5 protein-coding genes are annotated in these 14,174 nt (G+C 43.0%); all 5 read left to right on the forward strand.

The genetic code is table 11. The features are described from left to right. Positions 1 to 2: 2 nt before the first annotated feature. A complete protein-coding gene (locus MHB71_RS05550) occupies positions 3 to 413 on the forward strand; it encodes a hypothetical protein (RefSeq protein WP_076328283.1) in 411 nt (136 codons plus the stop codon). Between the two features lie 11 nt (positions 414 to 424). Beyond that, on the forward strand, positions 425 to 2,380 hold the full coding sequence (locus MHB71_RS05555) for a hypothetical protein (RefSeq protein ID WP_076318994.1): 1,956 nt from the start codon (positions 425 to 427) through the stop codon (positions 2,378 to 2,380). Between the two features lie 13 nt (positions 2,381 to 2,393). Beyond that, a complete protein-coding gene (locus tag MHB71_RS05560; protein ID WP_036607790.1) occupies positions 2,394 to 3,530 on the forward strand; it encodes a hypothetical protein in 1,137 nt (378 codons plus the stop codon). Positions 3,531 to 3,632: 102 nt separating this feature from the next. Continuing rightward, entirely contained in the window at positions 3,633 to 9,431 is a 5,799-nt protein-coding gene (locus tag MHB71_RS05565; protein WP_340029040.1) for a hypothetical protein, read from the forward strand. A 45-nt stretch (positions 9,432 to 9,476) separates the two neighbouring features. Next, complete coding sequence (locus tag MHB71_RS05570; RefSeq protein WP_340029041.1) at positions 9,477 to 14,165, forward strand: hypothetical protein; 4,689 nt, start codon at positions 9,477 to 9,479, stop codon at positions 14,163 to 14,165. Positions 14,166 to 14,174: the final 9 nt, after the last annotated feature.

Genomic DNA, 14,174 nt, shown 5'->3' on the forward strand with positions numbered 1-14,174 from the left:
CCATGGCATTTAATGTATCTTACATCGCGGGTGGCGTCATCGACAAAGTGCGCGAGCTGCCGTACCCACACTTCAGTAAAAAGACGATCCCGTTCATTCGGGGACAGATGTTGGACATTCCGGCGGCGAAGACCACCAAGTCTGATACGTTCACCTTGGCGTATGACACAGAGTTTCTGAGCATTGCATTTGCTGCGAGCCACTACTGTGTCGGCGATTACTGGGAGCTGATGATTGGGACGGAGCGAGTATGTCAAACCATCTATACGAAGGAACTTCCCGAGTCGGTTTCCATGGGGAACAGTTTCGGAATTGTCTACCCGATTCCGGCGGGGACGACCATTAAGTTTGACTTCTACAACGCGGTGGCTGAAGCCAAGTCGGTCTGGTACAACATCAAATTTTTGAGATAAGGAGGGTGACGATGGCACTGCAAAAACCGCAGACGAACTTTGCCGCTTATATTGACGGAGAGTCGGAAGCACAAAAACTAATCAACACGCTGGCCGATGAAATCGTAGGTGCTGATATTCCCAAAGTAGAGGGCGGGATTGACGCCAATCGCTGGGAGAAGGTATACGAATCTAGCGGAGCTGAGTGGGTGACCTACAGTAAAAGTTATCACAAAGGTATTGTTGGCATGTACACCCATTCGGATGGAAATCAGTATGAAGTATACAAAATTCCGGATTGGACTGAAGCCAAAAATTACACAGGAGAATCTGCCTTAGATGCGGATGGGTGTTTATGGGAAGTAAGACAAACCTATTTTGACGAATCAGCTGAAGGTATGACTCAACCTGGCACAGCAAACATCGGAAAAACTTACGGCAATTATAAGACAGGACGTAAAATTCAGGTTGTACAATTCAATTACAAAGATGCTCAGACAAATGAAACAATATATGTTGATGTTCCTGGTTGTTTGGTAACTGTTGTTGTAGATAATTCAGTTCCTGATGGGTACAGAGCATATCTGGTACGACAGGTGATTGGAAACCTGGATGGCACAACAAAACCATCAAAGGAATGGAATCAGTTTGAGATTGTCACAGAGATGCCTACAGATTGGGCATATGCAATCAAGCTAGTGTCTAAAGGCAAGTACCAATACAACTTAACCAGAAGAGTTAACGACTATCAATATAATCCTTACTGGGCTTGGGGTAATATTGTGGATTATTCCTATGAACCTGTAAAGCAACTTTACAAGTTCGATGAACTGTTCTATACAGCTGATGTATTGAACAATGTAACTGCTCAGACCGTAGTGAAAGCAACTCCTACAGTTCCCACAGGGATTCAGGTTCGAGATTATTATGTCATGTTTGAGCAGCCACCCAATGACTGGAATTACATTAACATCTACTATGGAGAAGGTTTCGAGGGGAAAGTTGCTCAAGGAAGCCAGAGCGAAACGTATGATGGGATCTGTGATCCTGCAACCATAACGATTGGGAAAGCACCTACAGTCATTGACCAATTGAAGGCACATTATATGTATTTAACATGGAATGATTCATCAGCCATTAAACCTTTCATCCCACCATCCACGAAGTGGAAGCTGGATTATGACGGCAAGACAGAGATCGTAAGCCCGGCAGCTCGATTTTTCCACGGACGACATTCTACCACGTCATGGTTGCCTAACAAAAAACGCAGACCGGATTACCTGGTAGCTTACACTTTATCGGTAAACAATGATCGAGTAGTTCTTGTTCTGGAAGGTGATCCTTCACCGAATATTCACAGCTATTACCGCAGTTTTGGATACATAGGCAAGATCGTTCCGTTCAATGATTACGACCATGGAGGAAACTTTGGTGTCACCGTTGGCATGGGTGATCTGCGAACAGATATGACAGGTTATACGAAAAATGATATTCTCACGGATCTTAATCCGGATATCTATGCCAAATACGGTGAGTACACTTCAAATGGTATGGACTCCATGTCCATGTTGAAGACACGCAGTAATGTCTTGTTCCAGCGGTATTACCCGGCATTTATTTCGCATCTTCCGAACTATCCTTCTGTGGGTAAACTTCCCCCGGGCCTCTCGAAATTGATTGTAGATACGGATGGGTTCCAGAAATCTCTCTGGACAGGAAAGTATCACGCAAGCCCAATCTACCTTGTGCATCAGGCAGAAGGATATCGGGGTTATATGGACGGTGTAGTTGCGATATACGACCATAATTTGGTCAATCGCGATGAATTAATCGTAGATACAGAAATTCTGAAAGATCCTTCCAAACCTGCGTTGGGTACGTGGACAGAGGTTTACAAGTTTTTCAGTATCAAGAGTCCGTTGAATCTATTCAAGCATTCCCCATCACCAGATGTAATTACGATTGCATTTTTGAAAGAGATAAAATAAGGAGGATTACATAATGGCAAATTTTAAATATGTAGAAACAATCACTACTTCACAGGACGTGTTGACAAAACTGAAAGAGGAAGTTACAGGGTTTAAGAGTTTCCCATTTGAATCCACTGCAGGCGAGTCTCAGGAACAAAATCTGTGGGAAGTATTTTACGAAGAAAAGGACAGTAGTGACCGTATTCAGGAACTTATTCTTCGCGGGATCATGACCATTGGAACACAAGCAACACCGATTACTAAACATTTCTATGTTAGTTTCATTAATCATGCTCTGGTACCACGCGTCGTTGCACCAGTTCCAGCCTATGAGGAGCATAGTACGTTGACTGTTCAGCTGCTTGAAGGATTGGAAGGCAGCGAACCAACTACACTACCAGTTACCACTCGCCCTACATTCAAGCTAACAGGACATCCGGTACTCTACCAATGGGCACTGGAAAACTATACACCAACGGATCGGAATAAAGAAAAACCTGTATACATGTATGTAAATGTCATGAACAATCGTTTGGCGATGGTTCTCGTTGCGGACCCAGCAGTAAACTTCCTTGATTACAAAAAATCCTTCCTGTATGCAGGTGCATTGAAACCGTTCAAATACAACCTGAATGACGTAGACGGAAATGTAATGCTGACAGCTGGAGCAGTAATCGAAGAACCAGATATCTCTCAGATTGCAACAACAGGAACGTATTACTACGGTCAATATACTTCTGCAGGTAACAACACACTTCAGATGTTGAAAACCAAATCAGGTATTGAATTCCAGCAGCACTATCCTTCCTTTATTACTCAAGCTCCACCGAAGGGGAAAGCTTATCAAGATCCGGAATTGGGGGATACGGGGTTGGAACTGGAGCCTCAAGGCTTCCAGGCGTCCAAATGGACATCCAAATATCACTTGTCTCCGATCTACGTGGTTCACCCTTACGAGGGCTACCGCGGTCAATTCGACAACTGCATCGCGGTTACGAAGCATAATATCCTTCACCTGGATGAGTTAATTATTGATGTGGAAGGCAAGTCTTGGGACCAAGAAGTGTATCGTTACTTCGATACCGATACAGCGCAGAATTTCATGAATCTGTCTGCCAACCAACGTATGGGTGTGGCTATTCTGAAGGAAGTCCGTTATACGGCGTAAGTTAAACTGAATCAAAGCTGAGTCGTATAGATTCAGTGAGAGGGAACTTTCTGAGACTCCACTCAGGGGTTCCCTTTTTTTTAGTTGGAAGGGGGCAGTGACGTGAGTCAAGTAGTCAATAAGTTTGATTTCACCGTTATAGATTACACGACAACTCAGTACGGTTACCTGTTTACAGTCGGAACTACAGGAAGCAGGCCTGAGGATTATCGATTTATATACATGCCTTACAGCCGGTATCCAAGTGTCCTGATGCTTGATTTTTACATGGCAAGATCGATCTCACATGGATTTAATCATCAACTTGTGGAAGCGATTCGCAAGGATCTGGAAGGAGAAGAACGATTTATTGTCCTAAGTGAAGCTAAACAGGATAAAGAAGGACTTCTGCACAGTTCCATGGAAGGATCGAGCTCAGCTACCAAGCAAGGCGATGTCATGGAATTTTCGTTTGAAATGCAGCGGTCTGCGTTAATTGAAGCTTTGGAGATGGATCATCAAGATGAGGGCCACAGACCCGGAGGTTTAAAGGACTCATTCATTCCTGAAGATATGTCAGAGGGCTGGCGCGTAGATAACGATAAAGAGCTGAAGATTGTCCGTAATTTGGGTTTAACTCGTAACTTTGTTAAGAATCTGGATAAGCTGGAGCCTGGAAAAATCAGTTTCAGGGTTAGTGAATTTGGGATGATTGCGGACTATGCAGATAGTGCAGAGCAAGATAACAGCTCTGAACTGGTGATTAAACAATTGATACACTCTGTTCGAAACGATAAACCGGATATGGATGTGGCAGAGGTTTTCGAGAAAGTGGAGAAGATCATTGGACGCCGGGCACAAAATGACTTTTTGTTAGAAGCCATTCAAGACCACTTCAGAAGTACAGAACTGGAGAGAAGCCTTCAATCCCGGAAGGTAAGCAAACAAGACGTGGAAATTCTATATCAGGATCTGCTAGGTTTACGTGATGTTCATAAAGAAACATTTGCTGAACAAGCTACCATGATTGGGAAAAGGGTAGATGATCATCAGCAATTATCCATTCTCTCTGATATGTCGACTGCTTATATTCGTAGATTTCAGGAAATAAAGTATATGCACCTTGATCGGACGTTGCCGTTAGCCCAAAGAGTGGATAACATTTCACAATTGACACTCATGCATACACTGGGAACAGCTGTGCGAGAAACAACTTTTGGTGGAACGACTACAGGCACAATTGTTCAAGCAATCAGAGACATCGAAGAGAACATGTTTCTTTCACGACTGAATCAGGCTACGCGGGTAATTGAGAATGAAATGACAACTCATGAGAATGTTCTTGCCAAACTGAAGGATCGTCAGTACCCCACTGTTCTACATACCGAAATGAGAAGTACGCGAGAAGTCAACAAGCAACTTTACTTTCATGATGATCTCAGTCAAAGCAGCCGTGACCAACATCGAAATGCGTTAGTCTTTCGTCCGAGTGATACCCTTTGGCATCCGCTCCAAGCTCACAGAATTATAGACAAACATCCAGCAACTACAGCATCCGGTATCATTTTGGCATCCAGAGATATAGGGACTATTACGGATGTGGAACGACAGTTTCCTTGGGCTGTTCGAGATCAAGTAGAAGATATGAACGTCATAGGTGATTTGACTACGGGGCAAAGAGTTTATGTGGAGAAAATGTATATTGAGCATAAGCGTCCTAAGGCACGACGAATTTATGTGGTTCATAGTGAGGTGGACCGTCATGCAGAACAGGCTTATCGTGAAAGTAAGGAGCACGGTTTTGTTTTCAGAGATTTGCAGGAGAGCAGAAGGATCAGTAAGGTTCCTGGGTATGTAGAGAAGGAGAGTAGGTTAGGCAAACGAGTGACTGCAGAGGCTCTTGAAATACTCAACAAGCAATCACTTGGTGAAAGGGAAAGCAAGTTCGATAGCTATATTGAGGACAAGTTCCATACTGCAAAAACAGAAAAAAGGAATTTGTTCATTCCGAACAGCGAGGAAGGCGCAGAAAGAAAAGCATCCTTTGAAAGCTATACGGCTGGTTCAACAACGGCAGAAAGAGCGTTGGCTCATGATTTGTGGTTACCTGAGTCTGAGGACCATTTGGCTGACAAAGAATTATTACGTTCTACCATGCTCGAAAAGCTAAATTCGTATGGAAAGAACGATGAACAGAAGTATGTACATCTGACTGACAAACCACTTGTATCACATAGAGAGTCTAAAAAGCTACACCTGGAAACAATCCTGCAATCCATCCGAGATAATAGCCGACCAACCATGATTCGAGACGAGCTTTTAGACAAATTGGTTGGTGGAGGATGGTTGGGGAATAAAGCATACCCTGGATATCTGGACGAGGAATTTATTGTTGGGGAGATCTTGGAGAACAGCCCGGCAGTCATCCTGGAAATGATGATGGAAGCTGTGAATAATGCAGACGCTTCGGTTTATTTTGATGAACCGTTTTTGGCTGGGGTTAGAGAGCGGGTAGATGCGTTAATCGATTGTGGGATCTTAACAGCTGATAAAGAAGGAAGCAGATCAGGCATCATTTCCTTTAATTTCGAAGGTGCGAAGGAATCTCAGCTTGGTGATATAGGGACGGAACTCTCAGAAGCATCCAAAGATTTGAGCATAACAGTACTTGAGGATGAATCTCGATCGGCTGAACTGAACAGACGTAATTCTACTCTAGAGACAGACGTTTTCGAGGGAGTGAAAGTAAAGGAAGATCAGCATGGCGAAATTACGGAAGTCATTTACGGCGCAGATTTTAATGCAAGACCGGCTATTATTGAGTTTGAAGATTCATTAGGTTACCTGAATCCTGGAGGGGGATTATTCCCGGATGACCCAGCGTATGAAGGAAGTCAAGTTGAACGCAGAGGACAAACCTTTGATGAGTACGGGATAGGCGCAAAATATAAACGGGACGGAATGGCTCTCGACCATCATATCGTGAGTTCCAACATGAACCGTGAGAGTGTGATTCATACCGAATTTAATATGGGCGGGGTTTCCCGGTATCGATATGGAATAATTGATGATGAATACACCATGGGTGGCACGAACTTGCGCCAGATGCTTTTGAACAGCGAATATGCTATTGGAACGTCAAAGACTCGTGAGGGATACTCGTATGATCAACAACTTATGGCTACTAATCCAATAAGAGAAGGTTTAATCAGTGGTGAGTACTCCATAGGCACAGCCAAGATCAGACAGTTGTATTTGAATGAGAGCTATTCTATTGGCATGATTGAACCACGTCAGGCAGCTATTGATATAGATTACTCACTGGCGACTTTGGAATGGAGATCTGCGCTGCTCAGCGAGGATTATTCCATAAGCAGCTCGAAATATCGAGATGGAGTAGCTGAGATTGGATATACGCTTGGTTCATCGTGGGCAAGAGAAGGTGCGATGGATATTGAGTTTAACGAAGGTATGCGGCAAGCTTGGGAATCCACGTTGGTAAATATTACTTCTGAAGCGATTAGGGTAGATCGATATGGATCCGTGCAAGATGAGATATCTCTAGCCACTACTGTAATGAAATCTGCGAATCTTGACGATATGCTGACGGCTCATTCAATCATGCGCAAAGGACAATTAAACGTTGAAATCATTTCGGATAACATGAATAGATTATCTCTCATGCTTGAAGATAACCATTTTACAAGAATCGTGAAAGAGGCATCAGTCCATGAGATTGAGAGTGAAGTTGTTAAGTTACGCTTAAGTGAATTGCATGGTGAGGGTTGGTACGGTGGTAAAGATATCAAAGATACTGACTTGGTCGAACTAATCTATGATTCGATAAAGAGTAAAAAGGATTCGGCACTGGATCATGATGTGATCCTTGCCTATAAGCTTACTCATGACGCTTACCTTCATGAGACAACTGATAGCACGATTGAAAAGATTGCTAATCTTGAAGAACAACTTATAGCGGATAAACCGCAATATGGTTACCTTGACCTCACGCTACCACTAGGCGGTACAAATTTGAAATATGCTGATGTTCCAGTGGAATCCGTGGGTGGGACGGGGCTCAGTTATGGAGATATACCTGTAGAGATTGTTGGGGGAACAAATCTGAAATACGGTGATGTTCCGGTTGAGATTGTTGGTGGAACAAACTTGAAGTATGGAACAACAGAGATTGCTCTCTCAGCGGATAAACCCCAGTACGGTAATATGGAAGAGAATCTTCTCGCTGACAAACCGCAATATGGATATTTGGAAGAGAACATGTATGGTCTGAAAAATGCCAAAGATTCCACTATTGATGAGCAAATTCATGCGTTTAAAAACGGTAAAGAAGCTGATTTGATCCAAACGCTTGAGTTAAATAAAGAGGATAGGTCAGCATTCCTGCATGACAACCTTTTGGGGGTAAAAGCTGAAAGATGGGCGCATACCCATGAGACGATCAATGATGTAGTGAAGCTGCGAAATGGATCGTTGGATCAGGACATGTTCTACGGAAACAAGGAATTTAATGAATCCATTATGGACATGGAACTGGTTGGCTTCCAATATAAACAGCTAGACCTGATCCAAAGCGAATATGCTTACCTTAAAACGAGAGACGTTCATATTGAAGATAATTCGTTCATGAGCTCCAGAAGTTCTTATGACGCGTATAACCATCAATTGGATTCTGGAATGAACTTGTTAAGAAGCACGACTCTGGATTGGGAGCAATTCGCAGCGGAGAAAATAGATCGATATGGTCATTCACATGAAATGGAAAGTGGCGTTGGGGATGAGCGAGCTGGTGAGCATTTTGATGAGATATATGGTACCACACTCCAGAGGTTTGCTTTCTCCAGTGAGGAGTTAAGTTACGGAAATAGTCTTCCATACACAAGTTACATTGTTAATGACGGCGAGAGCTTTGGCAGTAAGTTAATAGACCCGGGTTATCTTAGTGAAGATGATTTTGAAGGGATAACAGAGGAACGTGAATCTAGCATTGCAAGAGAGTTGCCGACTGGTATAGCGAACGCCAGATTGTCTGAAATTGAAGATCCTGATTCTCTCATGGCTTCATTTGAAGAACGCTGTTCTCAAGTCATCACAGGTTTTATTTTCGCTGAAAGACCTGAGAAAAGAGCAGAGTATCTGGAACAGTTGCACGCGTTCCTTCCCGAGAGAACAGCTCATCTTATGGAAATGTATCACGAAGCCAAGATGGAACCGCGTGAGAGTTTCACACTGACTGATCACCCGGTGGCTGAACGGGAATCCGCTGATGCTTACATTCCAATGATGGATACCATGGCACAGGGTCTCATATTCGATTACTCGGAAGATCTGCTCGATCGAGGGATGGATCCTGAAGATTGGGAAGGTGGTTTGGGTGTGCCGGAGGACTATGATCCGAATGATCCATTTAATGTGTACTATCCGTATTCCAAGGATATGGATGCGCTGGAATTATCCCAGTCTGACGATTGGACTAAATTCGGTCAAGGCGATTGGGATCGGGATCCATTGCTTGGAAAGTTTTATTCTAAGGCAGATACGAAGGACATCAGTGGATGGTACCGCAATAATTTCCTGGCTGAGACGTATAAGTTCTCCATTGATTTCAAGGTGGATACAAGTACGGAAGGGAATGGCGCAGGAATTATTTTCAAATACTTCGATGAAAATAATTATTGGATGTTTATGGTTCATGGAGGAGACAGCGATAACAGTCTGGATATGAGAACGCCGATGCAGCTATATAAAATCGTTGCTGGCAATCCAACTGCAGTGGGTTCTCCGATGCAACCCTTTAAGTGGGAGAAGGAAAAATGGTATACATTGTCCGTGTCGGTCATGAAAAATAAACTCCAGATCTACACAGATTCGAAATTGCAATATGATCTGACGGGCACCGATTAACTCGGTGCTCTTTTTGTCGTATAGAGAGATTGGGAGGTGATTGGTATGGGTCATACATTTGGTTTGTTCTCCAAATCACAGAAAGGTGTATTGTTCGCCAATATGAGAGCGAAGATTGCGGACGAAAGTTACGGTAACCCCAATAACCCTGCGTATTTACCGCAGAGTCCCAATGCACCGAGGAGTGAAACGGACCGGCATGGTGAAGAAAATAATCCTATTCTGGGTGATCCAGGTTACGGTCAGATCGGACGATGGCAGACGGTTCAATTGGATGCACTGGAAAATAGTATTGATCAAATCATTGAGCAATATCTGAAAGATAAGTCGTGGTATGCGAGTGTACGATGCCGTGAAGCACTGTGGAATATGTATCGCAGGATTGAATGGTGGGTAGAACAACAGCAGCCTCCAGATAAAACACAATATCAGCGAGTACTGCAGATGATTAAAGATTGTATTCACAAGATTCTTGAAAATGCTCAGAAGCCTGGCGGTAGTCATCATGGTGTATCATTGCCCGTTTGTCCGGCACCCTACTACCATCATTTTAGTGGGAATTACTTTAATCATTTTGATGCAACCGTATATGAGATTCCACTCTTTTCGATGAAAAAGGATGTTCCGTTCTCGAATAAATTCCCTGATTTCTTCAGATATGTATCATCAACGGAGGATCAGGAATGGGTAGCTGTCCACTCCGTAGGGCGAAATGAACAATCTGGTTCAGAGATGATCTTGAAACTGGACCTAGGACTTCTGGAGATTGGCAACTCATCCAAAATTACATTTAACTGGCGTGTGAAGCGTTATGGACAGATCAGGTTCAAGTACCTGGCTAGTGCCAAGCGCGGTAATGGCATGCTGTTCTATATTAATGGGCAGCAAGTCGGAGGTGAATGGAGCGAGAATAGCGGATGGCAGGAAGCGGCTTTTACGTTGCAGCCAGGACAGATGTACAAGTTCGACTGGTTAATTCGCAAAATGAGACCTGAAGTATGGCAGAACAATGGCATCTATATTAAGGATGTTGAAGTCGTTGAGATTGTGGATACACGTAAGCCGCCTGCACCTCTGGATATTGATCTGGATGGTGAGGACGTATATGAGTATGGAAACTGGGTTGTAAGATCACCGCAAAGTGTGGCACAGGCCCATTTTAAAGGACAGTTCATTACGGATGATTTACGTAAGAAAACCATGACGATGGATCTGGATAACGAATGTGATGGAACGGTTTCATTTGCTTACAAGATGGGGGTGGATGAAGAGCCGTATCCCGATCATGATTATCAGTTATTTTTTGATGATAAAATGCTTGAACGCACTCAGCGCGGGGATGGAGATCATGGCAGTTATGCTACATCAGTGCATGGTGTGGAGTGGAGACTGAATGGGGAATATTCAGAAACGGAGACTAACCAGGCTAAAATCGAATATGAAATTGTTGCAGGGCCGGATACGACCGTGGACTTGAGAGGTTCACTCGAAGTAACTTGTCCTCCGCGAGAGATTGATCATTGGGAACCGTTTCACTATGGACAAGGAATTGGAAAATATCAATGGTTAATGTCGGGAAATCCGAGATGGATCCGTAAAGAAGATATTTTACGTTTGGATGAACCAACGGAAGGGAATATGATAGCACAGACAGAGGTGATATTAGATCATGAGGGGTGGTTTGTATTCAGTTACGCGCATTTGCTTAGACCTACTGAAGCTTTTGAAGTAAAAGTTAACGGAATGTTAGTACATTATACGTCCATGCAAAGTGCCAGGGAACTAGTGCGTATTCCATTAGAGGCTGGACACAACATCATAGAGTTTCATATTCAAGATAGATTGACAGAGGAGCCATTTAAGTATCAGAAGAATCATTTGTTCACCTATGGTAATAACACGGGTAATACATACCGTACAACGTCACCGCTAGGTTCATATGTTGATGTGACACGTGGATGGGATGTAACCGATGCTGGAGCATCTACACAAACAAATGGAGATACAATTACATACAGCGCAGAGCTCAATCCTGGTGCCAAATTAAAAATTAAAGAGCACATGCGAATCTATCCTGCAATGGATTCCAATTATGACCCAGATAAAGGGACTTCAAGAGACATCGAAATATTTGGAGAGTTATTTAATAAAAAGGATGTGTATAAACCGTCTTTGAAATTTATTGGTGGTTGGAAATGGAAAGATATCAAACCTCCGCAATATAACCCTGACAATCCCCCTGATCCAATCCCGGTTGGAGATGGTGTAATGTGGGCGCAGGGACATAACCAAAATTTTATTTGTGAATTTACAGCTTCAATGAATAACTCTGGATATATATGCTGGCAGTATGGTGGCGACTTTGATACGGGGGAGAAGTTGGAACTACAAATAGATGGCATCAGCGTATGGACAGGAAGTCAATCCAACGGTGATAAAGGTACAGATTGTATGTATCCCCTCCCTGCTGGTAATCATATATTCCGCTGGATATACCAGGATGGGAAGGCATATACTCCTAGTGCGGGAAGTTCAGGAGGCTCCGGAGGCTCTGGAAATACCGGTGGAGATGGTACAGCAAATGAGCAAATAAGAGATGTAGTCACCGATCCTTTTGGACAAAGCTGTTTTCCAGCAGGTACTCAAACTCACAAAATTCAATATGGGCAAGTCCCATATGACGGAAACTCAGCACAGTCTAGCCAGTGGGGATGGAAGAACGATGGATTAATTTATAGTGATAATGGTATGCAGGGTATTAAAGTGCTGGATGAAGGTAAGACAGTCACACGGTATTTTAAAGCTCCACCTACTGGAAGTATCTTATACAATGAGCAAATTACCGTTTATCCGGTGAAAAATAAAAAAGTTCAAGGTCTAAGAAAAATTATTCCAACTATCATTCCAAGTTCAGGAGTAAGATATCCTAAATTTTTGGGAACATCTTATTATTCTATAAACGTTAAAGGTACAGAGCCAGGAGATAATAATTCTGATTTTGATAGTAAATACACGAAAAAAATAGAAATTTCTTTTCATTGTGAAGGAAAATTCAGACTTAACTATAAATTTATTAGTTACCTTGTAGACAAGAACCCAAGAGCTAAACTTAGAGTATATTTCTATCCTGAAGGTCAGTCAAAACAAAAAAAGCTAATCCATGAAGAGAATAACAACAGAGGATACAATAGTACCACTGTTGATTATGACAGTTTCACCAATGAATTTTGGGAAAAATCGGCAGCATCCTATCAATCTGATGTAATTAATGTACCCCGACCAGGTAGGTATACAGTAAGTATTGGAGTTACGGATACCTATCCAGATAATGATCAAAACAAGCAAAATGTCCGCTATCATGCGACTATTGGTAATTTGCAGATACATACTGAAGACCCTTACAGTAAAAATGAAAATAGTTTGATTGGGTATCCCGATTATGATTATGAAACGAAAGTACAAGCAGTAATATGGGATTTAACACTAGATATGCAAGCGGGAAGTGCCACTTATAATTTATTAAACGGAGAGCCTAGAAAATTTACAGACAGCTTTAAAACTTTAACACCTGGTCATACCTATCGAATTGAGTACACCCTTCATAAAAAAAGGGGTGAAACTACGGCTTCTGGATTGGATGCTGGTGGATTCACTCTCAGCGGAGGTAGCTTTTTAGAGACATGGGATGCTTTCTGCGGAGACGCTCAGGGATTACTGTATGGAGAAGGAGAGTCTCCACATCCAAGTGAAGACTCATGGAATCCGCCCGGACCAGTTACGACTGCGCCAGATGGTGGAAGTCATGCCTGGCTCGATGTAATTCGTTTATATAAAAATACAAGTAGAGCTTGTTCCGGAACGAAAATTGTCATCGAAACTCTTGAAGAAGGCCAAGTAATTGATACTCGACCATTCACAAATGAAGATGACCAAATCATTTCTATTGAGGTAGAAAATACATCAGATCAGAAGAAAAGTTATGAGGTTCGCATTCGATTTGAACAGGGCTGCCCGGGAGATGGAGCGATGATCTGGGGCGGATCGATGCAACTTGACGATATTAGCAAATTAGATCCATCCTGGGCTGAGGTGACTCACTTTGAAGTTTGGAATAACAAACCAATCTGGATGGGCGGCTGCGATAACAGTAATATGCGCGTAAAAATTACCCGCGAGGATGGCAAAGTGTTATGGGATGAAAAGTATTACGGGGATGGGTACCGTGGCTTCGAACTGAATGATCTGGCTCCCAAGCCTTATAGCAAGTATAAGGTGGAGATTACAACAGATCAGAAGGGGCAAATCAGCGATTGGACAGGAAAACGATATCTGACCACCTTCCGGGTGCATGACTTCAAAGCCTACGAAAGATGGGTGTGGGTGCCTGAGCCGTTTGATTGTCAACTGGATTTCTTCATTGACGATGAGCTTATCAAAACATTCACTCAAGAGGGTGGATACTATACATTTTCACATCCAGTGCCTAAAGGCAAACATGAGTTCAAATGGGTGTTCACCTCACTTCAGGAAGTGGGTACGCGTAGTTACGAATACGCTAATCTGGATTGGATGGAACTGACCAACTGGATCTGTGATGACGTCTATGTCATTCCTTACTGCGAAGGTGGTGGGGGAGACAAGTGTGTTGAAGCGCTTATTAAATGTTTGCTGGAAGTTTGGAAAGCAAGGCCCAAGATGTGTGTGATCGGTAAACGCATCTGGTTATTCACGTAAAGAAAGGAG

It is taken from the genome of Paenibacillus sp. FSL H7-0940, assembly GCF_037979415.1.
In the GTDB taxonomy this organism is placed as follows: Bacteria; Bacillota; Bacilli; order Paenibacillales; family Paenibacillaceae; genus Paenibacillus; species Paenibacillus amylolyticus.